This window comes from Halalkalibacter wakoensis JCM 9140 (genome assembly GCF_000513095.1).
Lineage (GTDB): Bacteria > Bacillota > Bacilli > Bacillales > Bacillaceae_D > Halalkalibacter > Halalkalibacter wakoensis.
The window spans coordinates 1-16,508 of sequence record NZ_BAUT01000017.1 but is presented as its reverse complement, the minus strand read 5'-3'; the positions used below and the strand labels follow the sequence as shown (position 1 = coordinate 16,508).

The 16,508-nt window shown below is 39.6% G+C and carries 16 protein-coding genes and 1 other annotated feature; all 16 genes read right to left on the bottom strand.

The window, feature by feature from the left end; translation table 11 throughout:
- Position 1 precedes the first annotated feature (1 nt).
- The 16 genes from rlmB to JCM9140_RS08915 all read right to left on the bottom strand — a co-directional run bounded on the left by rlmB (position 2) and on the right by JCM9140_RS08915 (position 16,019).
- On the bottom strand, positions 2 to 751 hold the full coding sequence (gene rlmB, locus JCM9140_RS08990) for a 23S rRNA (guanosine(2251)-2'-O)-methyltransferase RlmB (RefSeq protein WP_034745177.1): 750 nt from the start codon (positions 749 to 751) through the stop codon (positions 2 to 4).
- Between the two features lie 22 nt (positions 752 to 773).
- A complete protein-coding gene (locus tag JCM9140_RS08985) occupies positions 774 to 1,184 on the bottom strand; it encodes a Mini-ribonuclease 3 (RefSeq protein ID WP_034745173.1) in 411 nt (136 codons plus the stop codon).
- A gap of 2 nt (positions 1,185 to 1,186) precedes the next feature.
- Entirely contained in the window at positions 1,187 to 2,584 is a 1,398-nt protein-coding gene (gene cysS, locus JCM9140_RS08980) for a cysteine--tRNA ligase (protein ID WP_034745171.1), read from the bottom strand.
- 47 nt (positions 2,585 to 2,631) lie between these two features.
- Complete coding sequence (gene cysE / locus JCM9140_RS08975) at positions 2,632 to 3,291, bottom strand: serine O-acetyltransferase (RefSeq protein WP_034745169.1); 660 nt, start codon at positions 3,289 to 3,291, stop codon at positions 2,632 to 2,634.
- Positions 3,292 to 3,369: 78 nt separating this feature from the next.
- Positions 3,370 to 3,592 (bottom strand) — a binding site (T-box leader).
- Position 3,593: 1 nt separating this feature from the next.
- On the bottom strand, positions 3,594 to 5,054 hold the full coding sequence (gene gltX / locus JCM9140_RS08970) for a glutamate--tRNA ligase (RefSeq protein WP_034745167.1): 1,461 nt from the start codon (positions 5,052 to 5,054) through the stop codon (positions 3,594 to 3,596).
- Between the two features lie 88 nt (positions 5,055 to 5,142).
- Positions 5,143 to 5,622 carry a 2-C-methyl-D-erythritol 2,4-cyclodiphosphate synthase gene (gene ispF / locus JCM9140_RS08965; protein WP_034745165.1) on the bottom strand — a complete coding sequence of 160 codons (480 nt, stop codon included), beginning with the start codon at positions 5,620 to 5,622 and terminating at the stop codon, positions 5,143 to 5,145.
- Complete coding sequence (gene ispD, locus JCM9140_RS08960) at positions 5,597 to 6,310, bottom strand: 2-C-methyl-D-erythritol 4-phosphate cytidylyltransferase (protein WP_034745163.1); 714 nt, start codon at positions 6,308 to 6,310, stop codon at positions 5,597 to 5,599. Before ispD ends, ispF begins: the two co-directional genes overlap by 26 nt.
- Before the next feature lie 208 nt (positions 6,311 to 6,518).
- Positions 6,519 to 7,610, bottom strand: coding sequence for a PIN/TRAM domain-containing protein (locus tag JCM9140_RS08955; RefSeq protein ID WP_034745160.1), 1,092 nt, complete (start codon positions 7,608 to 7,610; stop codon positions 6,519 to 6,521).
- Positions 7,611 to 7,783: 173 nt separating this feature from the next.
- Positions 7,784 to 8,860 (bottom strand): DNA integrity scanning diadenylate cyclase DisA, encoded by a 1,077-nt coding sequence (disA, locus tag JCM9140_RS08950; protein ID WP_034745158.1) that lies wholly within the window; start codon positions 8,858 to 8,860, stop codon positions 7,784 to 7,786.
- Between the two features lie 3 nt (positions 8,861 to 8,863).
- Positions 8,864 to 10,237 carry a DNA repair protein RadA gene (gene radA / locus JCM9140_RS08945; RefSeq protein ID WP_034745156.1) on the bottom strand — a complete coding sequence of 458 codons (1,374 nt, stop codon included), beginning with the start codon at positions 10,235 to 10,237 and terminating at the stop codon, positions 8,864 to 8,866.
- Positions 10,238 to 10,426: 189 nt separating this feature from the next.
- The gene (gene clpC / locus JCM9140_RS08940; protein WP_034745154.1) at positions 10,427 to 12,877 is read right to left on the bottom strand and encodes an ATP-dependent protease ATP-binding subunit ClpC; all 2,451 of its coding nucleotides are present in this window, start codon (positions 12,875 to 12,877) and stop codon (positions 10,427 to 10,429) included.
- Positions 12,878 to 12,895: 18 nt separating this feature from the next.
- Complete coding sequence (gene mcsB / locus JCM9140_RS08935) at positions 12,896 to 13,972, bottom strand: protein-arginine kinase McsB (protein ID WP_034745152.1); 1,077 nt, start codon at positions 13,970 to 13,972, stop codon at positions 12,896 to 12,898.
- A gap of 4 nt (positions 13,973 to 13,976) precedes the next feature.
- The gene (locus tag JCM9140_RS08930) at positions 13,977 to 14,417 is read right to left on the bottom strand and encodes a UvrB/UvrC motif-containing protein (RefSeq protein WP_500778504.1); all 441 of its coding nucleotides are present in this window, start codon (positions 14,415 to 14,417) and stop codon (positions 13,977 to 13,979) included.
- A gap of 95 nt (positions 14,418 to 14,512) precedes the next feature.
- Complete coding sequence (locus JCM9140_RS08925) at positions 14,513 to 14,974, bottom strand: CtsR family transcriptional regulator (RefSeq protein WP_034745150.1); 462 nt, start codon at positions 14,972 to 14,974, stop codon at positions 14,513 to 14,515.
- Between the two features lie 260 nt (positions 14,975 to 15,234).
- Positions 15,235 to 15,597, bottom strand: a complete 363-nt coding sequence (locus tag JCM9140_RS08920; protein WP_034745148.1) for a VLRF1 family aeRF1-type release factor — start codon at positions 15,595 to 15,597, stop codon at positions 15,235 to 15,237.
- Positions 15,594 to 16,019, bottom strand: coding sequence for a hypothetical protein (locus tag JCM9140_RS08915; protein ID WP_034745146.1), 426 nt, complete (start codon positions 16,017 to 16,019; stop codon positions 15,594 to 15,596). Before JCM9140_RS08915 ends, JCM9140_RS08920 begins: the two co-directional genes overlap by 4 nt.
- Between the last annotated feature and the right edge of the window lie 489 nt (positions 16,020 to 16,508).

The following is a 16,508-nucleotide window of genomic DNA, read 5'->3' as shown; positions in this document are numbered from 1 at the left end:
CCTACTCACTGCCTACTTCATGTCGTCTCCGGTACACTTCGTACATAAGCAAACTCGCTGCAACTGATGCATTTAACGACGTAACATGACCAACCATTGGGATTCGAATGAGGAAATCGCACTTTTCTTTTACAAGACGGCTAATTCCTTTTCCTTCACTCCCAATTACAAGACCGATCGGCATATCAAAAGTTGCCTGACGATAATCAGATTCTCCTTTGGCATCCGTTCCCGCGAACCATAAGCCTCGTTTCTTTAAGTCGTCCATCGTTCGTGCTATGTTCGTTACTCGAACAACTGGTACATACTCAATCGCACCTGTTGAAGACTTGGCTACCGTTTGAGTTAAGCCAACGGCTCTTCGCTTTGGAATAATCACTCCGTGTGCTCCAACTGCGTCAGCTGTTCGCAAGATTGATCCTAAATTATGAGGATCTTCAACTTCATCTAATATGAGAAAAAAAGGCTCTTCTCCACGTGCACTAGCTGCTTCAAATAAATCCTCTATTTCTGCGTATTCGTAAGCTGCAATTGACGCGACAACACCTTGGTGATTATCAGAATCTACTAATTGAGCTAACTTTTTTTTGGGAGCATGTTGGACCAATACGCCGTTTTCTTTTGCAAGTTGGACGATTTTGGTCATTTGTCCCTTTTGTGATCCCTCAGCAATCCAAATTTTATTAATGGAATGCCCAGCTTTTAACGCTTCTATAATGGGGTTTTTTCCAACGATAAATTCTTGACTCATTTTTTAGTTCCTCCTTTCTAAATCAACTTCTTGTTTCGGCAATCACTACGGCTTTTTTCATAATCTCATCGAGTCTATCATGTTCTCCTTGAAAATAGTGATAACCTAACATGGCTTCAAAACCAGTTGAATATCGATACGTATGTAAGTCTGTATTTTTCGGAACCGAACCAGACTTCGCATTGCGCCCGCGTTTAAATACCGCAATCTCATCATCTGTTAAAAAGCCTTCCTCTATTAACTTGCCCATAATATACGCTTGTGACTTAGCTGAAACATATTTTGTTGCTTCAACATGGAGACGATGAGGACGAACCGTTCCTTTTGCAATCAAATAGTAGCGGACATACATATCTAATACAGAATCGCCCATATAGGCTAGGGCTAATGCATTAAGCTGAGTTAAATCGGTGTTAGCATCAATAATTTTCATCCCTAGCCTCGTTTCCAACGAACGCCTTGAGCCGTATCCTCTAATAGAATGCCTTGCTCCTTTAATTCATCACGAATTTGGTCAGCAAGAGCAAAGTCTTTTTGCTTTCTCGCTTCATTCCTTTTTTCAATAAGTTGCTCAATCTCGTCGTCTAACAATTCTTTTTGCGACTGCAACGTTAATCCTAACACATCAGCCAAGTCGTCGAACTGTTGCAAGAAGGATTGCAACACTTCTTTCGACGTTTGATCCTCACGAAGGTAGCGATTCGCTTCTTTTGCCAAATCAAAGAGAACAGCAATACCATTCGCACTATTAAAGTCGTCATCCATTTCTTGAATGAAGCGTTCATTCAACGCAACGATCCGTTCGATCCAGTCACCTTTTTCTCCAAAGTCCGTTGACTCTTCTAACCTGTGCTCTAAACTCAAAACAGCTGTCTTCAATCGTTCAAGACCTGCCTTAGCCCCTTCCAACAACTCATCACTAAAGTTGATCGGGCTGCGATAATGAGCTGTTAACATGAAGAAACGAACGACTTCTGCTGAATGTTGTCGAATGATATCTTTTGCCAAAACAAAATTTCCGAGAGATTTCGACATTTTTTCATTATCTATGTTAATAAAACCGTTGTGAAGCCAATAATTCGCCATTGGTTTTTCTGTTAAAGCTTCTGATTGAGCAATTTCATTTTCGTGATGAGGAAAAGATAAATCTTGCCCGCCGGCGTGAATGTCGATTGTGTCACCTAAATATTTTTTTACCATAGCGGAACATTCAATGTGCCAACCAGGACGACCTTCACCCCAAGGACTTTTCCAAGAAACTTCCCCTTCCTTCGCCGCTTTCCATAGGACAAAATCCAATGAATCTTCTTTTCTTTCATCAACTTCAATACGGGCACCAGAACGCAAATCATCTATTGATTGTGATGAAAGTTTGCCATATCCCTCAAATTTTCGTGTTCGAAAATACACGTCGCCTTTTGCTTCATAGGCATACCCTTTTTCAATCAAAGCCTCAATAAAAGAAATAATTTCTGGGATGGTTTCGGTGACACGCGGATGTATATCTGCTTCTTTCACACCAAGTGCACATGTATCCTCGTGATAGGCTTTAATAAATCGGTTTGCCACCTTGAATACATCTTCTCCTAACTCATTTGCTGCTCGAATAATTTTATCGTCTACATCTGTAAAGTTCGAAATAAATGTAACATCATAGCCCCGATATTCTAAATATCTTCTAACCATGTCGTACACAATCGGTGGCCTAGCATTGCCGATGTGAATGTAATTGTAGACAGTAGGTCCACAAACATACATTTTCACCTTTCCCTCTTCTATTGGAATAAACGGCTCTTTCTTTTTTGTTAAACTGTTATACACATGAATAGGCATTTGGATTTACTCCCTCTTTCGGATTCTCTTATACGGTATGCATCATACTATTCTCTTGTTGATGATTTCATGAATTGTGCTCGCTCTTCTTTTAGAAGTTTAATTTCTTCTTCTAACTCCTTCAATTTATCAGCAATTGGGTCCGGTAAAAGATGATGGTTTAAGCCGTTTTCTACTTTCACTCCGTCTTGAATCACAATCCTTCCAGGAATACCCACAACGGTAGAGTTTGCCGGAACTTCCTTTAAGACAACGGATCCTGCCCCTATACGTGCATTTTTGCCAATTTTAAAAGAACCTAGTATCTTTGCTCCCGATGCAATAAGAACTCCGTCTTCCACCGTTGGATGACGCTTGCCTTTTTCTTTTCCTGTCCCACCAAGTGTAACGCCTTGATAAATTGTCACATTGTCTCCAATTTCACACGTTTCCCCTATCACGACACCCATGCCGTGATCAATAAACAACCGTTGCCCAATAACAGCCCCAGGATGAATTTCAATCCCTGTAAAAAAACGACTAATTTGCGAGATGGAACGAGCGAGAAAATACCTCTTTCGATTCCATAGCCAATGGGCCAACCGGTGCGCCCATATCGCATGGACACCCGAGTACGTAAAGATGACTTCCGTTCTACTTCTCGCAGCAGGGTCTTGTTCAAAAACTACGTCTACATCATTTAATAACGTTCGAAACCTTTTCCCCATAATGTTCTCAAGTCTCCCCTCTATAAAGAACCTGCTACAATTACTCCTAAACAAAAAAAGCGCCTCTGTGCTATGATGCACAGAGGCGCTTTTTTGCGCGGTTCCACTCTGCTTAGAGAAGGCAATCGCTTCTCCACTTTATGGCTTTTAACGAAGCCACTCGCTCTTTCCTACTGTACAAAGTTCAAAAAGAGACTCAAGGGTGCATGTTCAAAGCAACATTCCTAAACCACTCTCAGCCCATGATGGTTCTCTCTGCAAGGAATGACTTGCTCTTACTTTTCCCTCTCTACACGTTTTCTTTATTCACTTAATAAGCTCTCAACGCGCGCTTTGACAACATCTTTTCCAAGTAACTCAAGTGAGTCTGGTAAATCACGACCATGTGTCTGACCCGTTGTCGCTACTCGAATCGGCATGAATAACTTCTTACCCTTGTGACCCGTTGCTTTTTGAGTAGCTTTCATCGCCGCTTTTACATTTTCTGCTGTGAACGCTTCTACTGCTTGTATTTCTTTTACAAACTGCGCTAGTACTTCAGGAACTTGCTCTTCAGCTAAAACTTGTTTCGCTTCCTCATTATACTCAATTTCTTCCTTAAAGAAAAGTTCTGACAACTCAACAATTTCAGCACCATATTGCAATTGCTCTTGGTACAACCCAATTAAACGTTTCGCCCAATCTCTTTGCTCACCTGACACATCTGCCGGAATCCTACCTGCTTTCACTAAATGTGGCAAAGCGAGTTCTACGACCTTGTCGAGATCAGCATCTTTGATGTACTGGTTATTCATCCAAGCTAGCTTCTCCGTATCAAAAACAGCAGGCGCTTTTGAGACACGCTCTAACGTAAACTGTTCTCCCAACTCTTTCATGGAGAACAACTCTTCTTCTCCGACCGGCGACCAACCTAATAAAGCTAAAAAGTTCACTAATGCTTCTGGCATGTAACCAAGATCTTTGTATTGTTCTACGAATTGAATGATTGATTCATCTCGTTTGCTCATCTTTTGACGATCTGGGTTTAAAATTAACGAAGCATGCGCAAACTTTGGAACATCCCAGCCAAACGCCTCATACAATAAAACTTGTCTTGGCGTATTCGATAAATGTTCTTCTCCGCGAATAACATGCGAAATTTTCATTAAATGATCATCCACTACAACAGCAAAGTTATACATCGGAATGCCATCTTTACGGGCAATGACAAAATCCCCGATTCCATCTGATTCGAATGTTACGTCACCACGAACGGCATCTTGGATAGAGATATCCTTTCCTTCTGGTACTCGAAAACGTACAACCGGCTTCAATCCTTTTTCTTCGTAAGCTTTACGCTGTTCCTCCGTTAAGTCACGGTCACGACCACTATACTTGGGAGTTTCTCCACGTGCCTTTTGCTCTTCACGCTCTGCCTCAAGCTCTTCTTCTGTCATGTAGCAATAATACGCTTTTCCATCTTCTAAAAGTTGATCTAGAAATTCTTTGTAAAGCCCAACTCTCTCCATACAGCTATATGGGCCGTATTCCCCACCTACATCTATGCTTTCATCCCATTCCATCCCAAGCCACTTCAAACTATCTAATAGTTTTTCTTTCGCTTGATCAACATTTCTAGCCTGATCGGTATCTTCAATACGTAAAATAAATTTCCCACCTTGACTTTTTGCAAACAAATAGTTAAATAGCGCAGAACGAGCACCACCTATATGTAAATGCCCTGTTGGACTAGGAGCAAATCGAACACGAACGTCACTTCCCATTTATAACACCTTCCATTTCTATCAATACTATGTATTCCATTCCTTACGTATACTACTATATCATTACTTTCGTCAACTTCAGCAGCAATTATGAGAGTGGAGTTAACAGAATCACAGCTTGTGAAGCAATTCCTTCTCCTCTTCCAGTGAAACCTAATTTCTCAGTTGTTGTTGCCTTAACATTGACCTGGCCAACTTCCGCTTCTAGCAGTTCAGCAATTCTCGCACGCATCGTTTCAATATGTGGGGCCATTTTTGGTTTTTGAGCAATGATAGTACAATCAATATTTCCTAACTTAAACCCTTTTGATTTAACAAGCTCCCATACATGTGTAAGTAATTTGGCTGAATCGGCATCTTTAAACGCTTCATCCGTATCGGGAAAATGCTTTCCAATATCTCCTTCCCCTATTGCCCCTAGAGCTGCATCTGCAATTGTATGCAAGAGAACATCAGCATCTGAATGACCGAGCAACCCCTTCTCATACGGGATCGTAATTCCACCAAGAATCAATGGTCTTCCTTCCACTAACTGATGAACATCAAAGCCTTGTCCTATTCTCATCATCTTTTCTCATCTCTCTTTCTTTTAAAATCGCTTCTGCAAAGAGCATATCATCTGGTGTTGTTATTTTAATGTTTTGGTACTCTCCCTCAACGATCCCCACAACATGTCCATTCCATTCCACTAAGCTCGCATCGTCAGTTCCTAACATTTTAGCTTCTTCCGCTTTTTGATGGGCCTCTTTTATGACTGCTAATTTAAAAGCTTGAGGGGTTTGAATCGACCATAGCTCTTCGCGGTTTAACGTTTTGACTACTTTTTGGGAAGTCACTTTTTTGATCGTGTCTTTCACTGGAACAGCAACAGTAACAGCACCTATTTCTTTTGCTTTTTCAACGAGTCGATGAATCACATCAATGGTAATAAAAGGCCTCGCTCCATCATGAACAAGAACAATCGAGTCGTCCTTCAAGGAATCAATGCCATTTTTGACACTGTACTGCCTTTCCTCTCCACCTTCCACAACGCTCGTAACTTTGGATAATTGAAATGTTTTTGCCAATTCTTTCATTGCTTGAATTTCTTGCCCGTTTGCAACTAGAATGACTTGTTTACACCAAGGATCTAACTCAAATTGACGAATTGTATGTACAATTAATGGTTCCCCTCTTAATTCAAGGAACTGTTTATTCTTGCCTGCTCTCATCCTTTTCCCTTGTCCAGCAGCGGGAAGAACAACACAATACTCCATTTTATTCTCTCCTATTTTATAAACAGATCTACAAATTAACAAAAAGTAAAAACCGTTATTTATTTTAGCATGTTCTCCCATTAAAATGCATATGTTTGTTGTAAGCTTGTACACAATGGTATAAAGGAAAAGCGCTACCCTCAAGAAACATGAAGTATAGCGCTAGAACTCTTTTATATCGTTTGCGTGAATAGAAATCATCAAGAGATTACAAAGCTTTTTCAAGTAGCTTAGGCTTGGCGAAAATCATACGCCCCGCACTTGTTTGAAGAACACTCGTCACTACAACATCGATATGCTTGCCTATATAATCACGACCACCCTCTACGACGATCATCGTTCCATCATCTAAATAGGCGACTCCTTGATGCTGCTCTTTTCCATCTTTAATGACTTGAACTTTTAGTTCTTCACCTGGTAACACCACCGGTTTAACCGCATTAGCCAAATCATTAATATTTAACACGGAAACTCCTTGCAATTCACAAACTTTATTTAAATTAAAATCATTCGTTACAACCATCCCAGAAGTAACCTTGGCTAATTTAACTAATTTTGAATCTACTTCTGCAATGTCTTCAAAGTCACCTTCATAAATCTCAACTCCAATTGGGAGCTCTTTTTGAATTTTATTTAAAATATCAAGACCGCGTCTGCCACGATTCCGTTTTAACACATCTGATGAATCGGCAATATGTTGCAACTCTTCCAACACAAACCCAGGGATAACAAGCGTTCCTTCTAAAAAGCCTGTTTTGCAAATATCGGCTATACGGCCATCTATGATGACACTCGTATCTAATATTTTCAATTGGTTTCTTGTAGACGCTTCAGGCTCTTCCTCTTTTTTCTTACCCAGATTCCTTGTTAATGTAAAAAAATTAATAAGTTCATCTCGTTTCTTAAACCCAATTTGAAAGCCAAAGTAACCAACAAAAATCGTAACAAAAATAGGAAGAAACGTACTAACAATTGGAATATTGATGGCGTTTAACGGTATCCCTATTAAATAAGCAACGATTAAACCAACAATTAACCCCATCGTACCAAATAACACATCTGTTACAGGAGCCCGTACTATTGCCTCCTCTAAAAGCTTCATAAGATTAACAATATAATCGGCAAGCCAAAATGTTGCAAAAAATAAAATAATAGCACCAATCCCTGCACCTGCATAAGGACTCATAACCCAAGCTGGGACTTCGCCGAAATTTAATATATGGATTAGTTCTGGTATGAAGATAAAACCTAATGTGCCTCCAATTAGAACGAAGAAAAGCTGTACAATTCGCTTTAGCATCCATATTCACCTCCTTTTATTATTATAGACAAGTTTCTGCTTTTGAAACCTATCAAACTGCATTTCACACAAATTCTCAACTTTCTTCCGTACTTCTTACAACGTAACAAACGTTAAATTTTTTGTCAATTCAGAAAACTATCCGTCTTGTGCCAAAAAAGTCCGTACCTATACTATATATGTCGGTCAACGAACAACTGTTCTTGGATTCGATTAAGGCCATCTTTTATCATTTTCGCTCTAGGCTCTCCTATTCCTTCTACCTCATCCAAGTCGTTAATCGTAGCAAACATAATGTTCGTTAAGTTTCCATATTTCTCTATCAAGTTTTCAATGATCGTTGTCGGTAGTCTTGGGATTCGGTGCAAAACACGGTATCCTCTCGGTGATACAGCCTGCTCCTGGATGTTAATACTTTTATGATAACCAAGTGCTTTGATTATTTCTTGTTCGTCAAACAATTCCTCCGTTTGAAACTTCGTTAATTCCTTCAAAATTTCCTTTGGATTTTGATTATCATTTTTCATATAATCTTTCAGCAAATAAATGGCTTCTTTTTCTGTATAGGCAACCAGTTCATTTAACTGCATAGTAATGAGTCTTCCTTCATTGCCTAGCTCATTAATATAATTCAGGATCTCACGCTTAATTCGAAGAACCATCTGCACTCGATGAATGACTTGAGTCACTTCTTGCAAGGTCACGAGTTGTTCAAATTCAAGTGCACCTAGGTTGGTGATGCCTTGATCTAATACGACTTTGTACTTTTCAAGTGTCTGAATAGCTTGATTGGCTTTCGTCAAAATAACACCAATGTCTTTTAAAGAATAACGATGATCTCCTTGATATAAGGTAATCACATGACGTCTCTGTGAGATTGAGATTACCAAGTTGCCCGTTTGCTTGGCAACACGTTCGGCTGTTCTGTGACGAATTCCTGTTTCATTCGAAGTGATTCCGTTGTTTGGAACTAACTGCGTATTGGCATATAAGATACGCTTACCATCCTCACTTAAGATGATGGCACCGTCCATTTTTGCTAACTCATATAAATAGGCCGGCGAAAAATCACAGTTAATAAAAAAGCCACCATCTACAATAGGAACCATCGCATTGTCATACCCTATTACGATTAAACCACCTGTTTTTGCGCGTAATACATTGTCTATACCTGCCCGTAAAGCCGTTCCGGGAGCGACTAATTTCAGTACATTCTGGATAAAAGCTTGTCGCTTTTTTCCTTCGTTCATTTCTTACCCTCCTAAACCGACCTCTAATGCCCTTTCTAACGTTGGAACACCTATGACTTCAATCCCTTTTGGATATGTCCAACCACCTAGGTTCTTCTCCGGAATGATCGCTCTCTTAAACCCCAACTTAGCTGCTTCATTCACTCTTTGATCAATTCGTGACACTCGCCGAATTTCTCCGGTTAGTCCTACTTCTCCTATCGCGACATCTGTAGGACTTGTCACTTGATTGCGAAAACTCGAGGAAATACTAAGCGCAATGGCTAAATCGATGGCGGGTTCATCTAGTCGAATTCCTCCCGCTACATTAAGGTAAGCGTCCTGATTTTGTAGAAGAAGTCCTACTCGTTTTTCCAATACGGCCATTAATAACGAAACACGATTGTGGTCTACTCCAGTTGCCATTCGTCTTGGATTTCCAAAGCTTGTCGGTGATATAAGTGCTTGTAACTCAACAAGAACGGGTCTTGTTCCTTCCATTGAAGCAACAACAATGGAACCAGCTGCTCCTTGTGAGCGTTCTTCTAAAAAAATCTCCGATGGGTTACGTACTTCTTCTAACCCCAATTCTTTCATTTCAAAAATACCCATTTCATTTGTTGAACCGAAGCGATTTTTTACTGCACGTAAAATACGATACGTATGATGCCGTTCTCCTTCAAAATACAAAACCGAATCGACCATATGTTCGAGTAATTTGGGTCCAGCTATTGAGCCCTGCTTCGTAACATGACCTACGATAAAGACTGCAATACCCCTTGTCTTAGCAATTCTCATAAACGCAGCCGTACATTCACGTACTTGTGCAACACTTCCTGGTGCCGAAGAAATATCTTCTTGATAGACTGTTTGTATCGAATCAATTATCACAAGTGTCGGATTCACTTCATCAATGGCCCGTTCTATAAACGTGATGTCCGTCTCCGCTAACACATATAATGCTTCCGATGATACACCTAAGCGGTCGGAACGCAATTTTGTTTGTTTCACTGATTCTTCACCAGAAATATATAAAACCTTTTGCTTTGTTTCTGCTAACTTAGAAGAAAGCTGAAGCAAAAGTGTTGATTTTCCAATGCCGGGGTCTCCTCCTACAAGAACGAGGGAACCAGGTACAATTCCACCACCAAGAACTCGATCGAGTTCAGTCATTGTTGTACTGATTCTGGCCTCTGTTTCACTTTTTACAGAGACAATCGATTGTGGCTTTGATCCTGTTGCAGCTGATGTCACGTAACTGCGACTAGCTTGCTTAGCACTTTGCTCAAATTCCTCAATCATCGTATTCCAACTTTGGCAGCCCGGGCATTTTCCCATCCATTTTGCTGATTCATATCCACACTCTTGGCAGACGAACTTCGTTTTCTTCTTTGCCATTTTTGGTTTTCTCCCTTCTACCTATTACCTCTATTGTAACAGAGAAGAAAGAAAAAAATCATGTCACACTGTCTTGATCATTTCCAAGTATGTTCTTACTCCTATTATATGGTGAAAAGCCAGGGGATTATGACTATCCCCCGGCTTTTCTTTAGAAATGACCTTACGATGTATGCACCAACTTTTTATTTATACTTGCAAATTTTCGAGACTGTCAGCTGTTTGAACAAAGAGCTCATCATCTTTTACATCAATGATTGCTTTTTGGCCTTTTGAAATCGTTCCTTTTAACAATTCTTCAGACAGACGATCCTCTACTTGTTTTTGCAACGCACGACGAAGTGGACGTGCACCGTATTCAGGGTCATAACCGAGGTCTGTAATTTTATCTTTTGCCGCTTCTGTAAGCTCAAAATCAATTCCTTGCTCAGATAAGCGTGTTTTCAATTGAGCTGCCATCAGCGTAATAATTTCACGAATATGCTTCTTCTCAAGTGAGTGGAATACAATTAACTCGTCGATACGGTTTAGGAATTCTGGACGGAAGCTGCGCTTTAACTCCTCCATGACTTTTCCTTTCATATCTTTGTATTCTTGGCCTTCGCCTTCTGTAGCAAACCCTAAGAACTTGCTACGTTTTAACTCGCTCGCTCCAACGTTAGACGTCATGATGATGGCAGTATTACGGAAGTCAACGGTTCTTCCTTTCGAATCTGTTAAACGTCCATCCTCTAGCACTTGCAGAAGAATATTGAATACTTCTGGATGAGCTTTTTCAATCTCATCTAGCAAAATAACGGAATAAGGCTTGCGACGAACTTTCTCTGTCAACTGCCCACCATCATCATGTCCAACGTATCCTGGAGGCGAACCAACTAGTCGGCTAGTCGTATGCTTTTCCATGTATTCTGACATATCGATGCGAATAACCGAGTCTTCATCACCAAATAGTGTTTCGGCAACAGCTCTTGCTAGTTCCGTCTTACCAACACCAGTAGGCCCTAAGAAAATGAACGATCCAATTGGACGTTTCGGGTCTTTTAGACCGGCACGAGCACGACGGACTGCTTTCGAGATTGATTTAACCGCTTCTTCTTGACCAATGACACGTTCATGAAGAATAGACTCCATCTTCAGTAAACGATCTGTTTCTTCCTCAGCCAATTTCGATACAGGAATTCCCGTCCAGCTTGCAACAACTTGAGCGATGTCTTCAGCTGTTACTTCCGTATCTTCTTGACCTTGCTTTTTCTTCCACTCATTTTTCATTTCTTCTAACTCTTCACGTAGACGTTGCTCTGAATCACGTAAGGAAGCTGCTTTTTCAAACTCTTGGCTTTGAACAGCGGCATCTTTTTCTTTACGTGTTTCATCCAAGCGCTGCTCAAGCTCTTTCAAGTTAGGTGGAGCCGTATATGATTTCAGACGAACCTTCGAACCAGCTTCATCAATCAAATCAATGGCTTTATCTGGTAAGAAACGATCTGAAATGTAACGATCCGATAATTTAACAGCCGCTTCAATGGCATCATCTGTAATCGTTACACGATGATGTGCTTCATAGCGGTCACGCAATCCTTTTAAAATTTGCTCAGACTCACCAAGAGTTGGCTCATTCACTTGAATTGGTTGGAAACGACGCTCTAGCGCTGCATCTTTTTCAATATATTTGCGGTACTCATCTAAAGTTGTCGCCCCGATACATTGCAGTTCTCCACGTGCTAAAGATGGTTTTAAAATATTGGATGCATCAATTGCACCTTCTGCCCCACCAGCACCAATTAATGTATGAAGCTCATCAATGAACAAAATGACATTGCCCGCTTGGCGAATTTCATCCATGACTTTTTTCAGACGGTCTTCAAATTCACCGCGGTATTTTGTACCAGCAACAACAGTCCCCATATCAAGTGTCATAACACGTTTATTACGAAGCGTTTCAGGAACTTCATTTGCAATAATGGCCTGTGCTAACCCTTCAGCAATAGCTGTTTTACCAACACCTGGCTCCCCTATTAGTACAGGATTGTTTTTCGTACGACGGCTCAATACTTGAATAACTCTCTCAATTTCTTTGCTACGTCCGATAACAGGATCCAATGATTCCTCTCTTGCTACAGCTGTTAAATCGCGTGCCAAACTATCAAGTGTTGGTGTGTTGGCATTTGATGCTCCCGTACTTTGTCCTGAAGAGTTTCCTACTTCATTGCTTCCAAGTAATTGAAGGACTTGTTGGCGTGCTTTATTTAAACTTACTCCTAGGTTGTTTAATACACGAGCGGCTACTCCTTCCCCTTCGCGGATTAAACCGAGTAAAATATGTTCTGTTCCGACGTAAGAATGACCTAGCTTTCTTGCTTCATCCATTGAAAGCTCAATAACCTTTTTCGCTCTTGGAGTATAGTGTATCGTCTTTGAACCTTCTTGTCCTTTTCCAATTAGCGACTCAACTTCTTTTTGAATCTTTTCAGAGCCTAAGCCTAATGCTTGAAGAGCTTTAGCTGCAATTCCTTCCCCTTCACGAATCAAACCAAGTAAAATATGTTCTGTTCCAATATTATTATGGCCCAATCTTACTGCTTCTTCTTGTGCTAATGCTAATACTTTCTGTGCGCGCTCTGTAAAACGTCCAAACATCATTGACGTCCACCTCCAAGATTATTCGTTCGTTTCTTCCTCTAGTTTTAACCTTTCCCTGATCAATGTTGCTCTTCTTTCATCCCGCTGTTCAGGTGATAATACTTCACCAGCATACTGCTGAAGAAACCCTGGCTGAGTTAATATCATTAATTCATTTAAGATATTCCCTGACAACCCTTTAATCAAACCTAAATCAATCCCCAAACGAACATTGGATAAACGTTGGGTTGCTTCTTTTGATTCAATCATACGACTATGAGCCAAAATACCAAACGAGCGATGTACCCTATCCTCAAGCTGCAACCTCGATTGATCTAGAAGATTTTCTCTTGCTGAGCGTTCTTGTTGAATAAGCTGAAGAACGACTCCACGAAGATCTTCGACGATATCTTCTTCTGATTTTCCTAATGTAAGTTGGTTAGAGATTTGAAATAGATTACCTAAAGCTTCGCTACCTTCCCCATAAATTCCTCTAACAACTAACCCTAATTGATTAATTGCAGGTAAAATTCGGTTTAATTGCTGGGTCATTGCAAGGGCAGGCAAATGCATCATGACCGAAGCTCTTAGTCCTGTTCCAACATTTGTTGGGCAGCTTGTTAAATACCCTCGTTTTTCATCAAACGCGTAAGTTAACCGCTGTTCAATCCAGTCATCTATTTGGTTGGCTTTCTCTAATCCTTTTCCTAACTGAAAACCAGGAAGCAAGCATTGAATTCGAATATGATCTTCCTCATTGACCATAATGCTAATCGCTTCATCTTTATCGAGTAAAACCGTACCATGTTTCGATTGGTCAGCTAGATTAGGGCTTATTAGATGCTTTTCTACAAGGACTCGCTTTTCATTGGTTTTCATATCATCAATTCGCAAATTCTCAAGAGTGCCCATTTCGGCCATTTCCTCTTGTGTTAGCGCCTCACCGATATGTTTTGATGTCGCATAAGATTCTTCCATTGAAGCTAATAAAGGAAATTTATATTCTTCAAGGTTCCTAGCTAATCTTATTCGACTACTAAGCACAATATCCGAATCTGGGCCATCTTTTTTCATCCAAGGACTTATAGCTTCTGAGATAAACTGTTGGAGTGACATCGTTTCAGCCCTCCTTCTGCTCATTCTTTTGTTTTTCTAATAACCGAATTTTATCCCTTAATTCAGCAGCTTTCTCAAATTCCTCTTGATCAATCAAGCCTTTTAATTCGGTTTTTAGTGAGTCTATTTGCCTTTGTAACTGTATTCCTCCACCAATTCTTTCAGGAAGCTTCCCTGCATGTTTGTGATTGCCACTATGAACTCTTTTTAAGATAGGCTCTAGCTTTGCTTCAAAGCTTTTATAACAATGAGCACAACCAAACCTTCCTACTTGTGTAAATTGTTCATACGTCATTCCACATTTGTCACAACTAGGCTTGACCTCTTGAGCCTCTGTCTTCAATGGTTGTTCAAAATGCAACAGTCCTGATAGCAACTGATGAATGGAAAAGCTATTTGACCCAGGAAAGTATTCTCCCTTTTCTTTTGCACATTGTTCACATATATGAAATTCTGTTTTTTCACCATTAATGATTTTGGCAAAATGAAGCTTGCCTTCCTTTTATTACATTCCTGACAAAGCATGCTTTTTCCTCCCCCCTATTTATATTTTAATGTCTGTAGCATTGCACTTAAGATATTTGCTCGCACTTCATCACGGTGATTAATGTTTGCGTTATATAGTGTTCGGTCCATCACACTAATCATTAGGTTCGCTTCTCTTTTTGATACTGCATCTTCATCAAACAGCCTGACAATTATATTTTCTGCAGTATGCTGATCAATTTTTTGACCAATGATCTGTAACATTTGATCAAACAAATCTAGATGGTCGTGTGGACTCACTTTTATTATTCGAATATAACCTCCGCCACCTCTTTTGCTTTCAACTTGATAACCTTTTTCTAGCGTAAACCTTGTTTGGATTACATAATTAATTTGTGAAGGGACGCATTGAAATTTTTTAGCAATTTCACTTCTTTTAATTTCTAATGGATCATCTCCACTGTTTTGGATCGTTGCCTTTAAATACTCTTCAATGATGTCAGATATATTTTTCAAACTTCGCCCTCCCCTCATCCTTCTGACTTTGACTATCTTTGACTTTATAAATATTATATGCGGTTCTTTTGAAAAGTGCAATATGTATAACTTGTTACTAGTATAACCAGGCTCATCTAGTTGCTAACCTTATATTATTAGATAAACTTATATTATTTTACTCTTTTTTTAAAAAATTTTTTTATACTTATTATGTATTTGAAGGCACTAAAAAGGAGCGACCTTTCTAGTGCCTAATCGAATTGAATTTCATTAATTTTTTATGAGGCCAGGACTTGTCCGACCATTTCCTTTGGTGAGAGATCGTTATAGTTTTTCTTTATTTTTTCGACTGATGTAAACTGCAGCTGTTTCTCGAATTCAGAGATTAACCGGTCTTCACCAACGAGATAAATGGTAGACCATTTGTTTCTTTTCGCTTCTTTCTCGATTTCAGTTGCGATACTTCTAAATACTCTTTGCTGATTCGCTTCAAAACGCCGCTCAAATTTGTCACGGTGATTTGCTCTACTTGCCATCCGTTCACTTGCAGCTACACCTTCATATTGTTTCCAATCCTCACTCTCAATTTCTAGGTCATAAAACCTTTCGATTAGAACTTCGCCTAAACTAGTCTCAATCATATACATATCTTCTTTTGAAGAAATACAATTCCTTCTTTAGGGTATCGCTTATTTATTTCTTCTAGTTGTTCAGTCATTGGTTCCTTTGCCCAAGAAAACTGATTTTCTACAGGTACTGCAAGTTTTCTCATAAAAAAATTTCCTTGTGGCGATGCAAAGATAACAATACTTTTCGGTAATTGAGTTTGAATTGCATAAATAGCGTCAGTTGCTCTTTTCTTAACTTGTTTAAATCGCTTTATGTTCACTTTATTTTCTACTTCGATGTATTCCTCTATTTTTTTAAGACCATTCTTTAATCGGATCTTCCACTCTCCCCTTTGTTGATCATTACTTGTTTGATCAGTTTGCAGGTAAATGGTTAAATACCCATCTTCAGAAGTTTGGTCCTTTAACTTTTGGAGTTCTTTTGCTAGCGCCATACGATCGCCCTCCTTTAAGTATTGTAGAGGATTCCTCTACTTGTAGAGAACTATAACCTTGAATAGAGGCAGTTAAACATAAAAACAGTTGCTTTTTCTATATGTTTTATAAAAAACTCATCTGAAATGCCAGCAAAACTTCTAGAATATGTGTGTTATTGTCGAGTTGTTTTAATTTATTGTCGAGATTGGTGGATTTATTGTCCAGTGTAGACAGTTTATTGTCCAGTTAGGTTATTTTACTGTCCTGAGGGGAGGAATATTAGAAAGGGTATACTGAGATCTGCAATTAATTAATACTAAGATAACTGCACGAGATATAGAGTTTGTATTAGCAAAGATAAGTGTTAGAGAATTGGTTTTAGATTCTCAGGATGTACCATCGGCTTATCAGAGAAGTTCCTGTTCTCCAGAACAGCACTCTTTTACGCCTTGAGCGTGTTGTTTATGCATCTAAAAAAGCACAACCCAATGGGTTGTGCTTTATCT

Excerpts from the sequence above, each read along its gene's own strand:
- JCM9140_RS08915 (WP_034745146.1), bottom strand. The coding sequence starts at position 16,019 with ATGGCGCTAGCAAAAGAACTCCAAAAGTTAAAGGACCAAACTTCTGAA.
- mcsB (WP_034745152.1), bottom strand. The coding sequence starts at position 13,972 with ATGTCACTCCAACAGTTTATCTCAGAAGCTATAAGTCCTTGGATGAAA.
- JCM9140_RS08920 (WP_034745148.1), bottom strand. The coding sequence starts at position 15,597 with ATGATTGAGACTAGTTTAGGCGAAGTTCTAATCGAAAGGTTTTATGAC.
- disA (WP_034745158.1), bottom strand. The coding sequence starts at position 8,860 with ATGAACGAAGGAAAAAAGCGACAAGCTTTTATCCAGAATGTACTGAAA.
- rlmB (WP_034745177.1), bottom strand. The coding sequence starts at position 751 with ATGAGTCAAGAATTTATCGTTGGAAAAAACCCCATTATAGAAGCGTTA.
- cysS (WP_034745171.1), bottom strand. The coding sequence starts at position 2,584 with ATGCCTATTCATGTGTATAACAGTTTAACAAAAAAGAAAGAGCCGTTT.
- JCM9140_RS08955 (WP_034745160.1), bottom strand. The coding sequence starts at position 7,610 with ATGCTAAAGCGAATTGTACAGCTTTTCTTCGTTCTAATTGGAGGCACA.
- radA (WP_034745156.1), bottom strand. The coding sequence starts at position 10,237 with ATGGCAAAGAAGAAAACGAAGTTCGTCTGCCAAGAGTGTGGATATGAA.
- ispF (WP_034745165.1), bottom strand. The coding sequence starts at position 5,622 with ATGATGAGAATAGGACAAGGCTTTGATGTTCATCAGTTAGTGGAAGGA.
- JCM9140_RS08985 (WP_034745173.1), bottom strand. The coding sequence starts at position 1,184 with ATGAAAATTATTGATGCTAACACCGATTTAACTCAGCTTAATGCATTA.
- ispD (WP_034745163.1), bottom strand. The coding sequence starts at position 6,310 with ATGGAGTATTGTGTTGTTCTTCCCGCTGCTGGACAAGGGAAAAGGATG.
- cysE (WP_034745169.1), bottom strand. The coding sequence starts at position 3,291 with ATGGGGAAAAGGTTTCGAACGTTATTAAATGATGTAGACGTAGTTTTT.
- gltX (WP_034745167.1), bottom strand. The coding sequence starts at position 5,054 with ATGGGAAGTGACGTTCGTGTTCGATTTGCTCCTAGTCCAACAGGGCAT.
- clpC (WP_034745154.1), bottom strand. The coding sequence starts at position 12,877 with ATGATGTTTGGACGTTTTACAGAGCGCGCACAGAAAGTATTAGCATTA.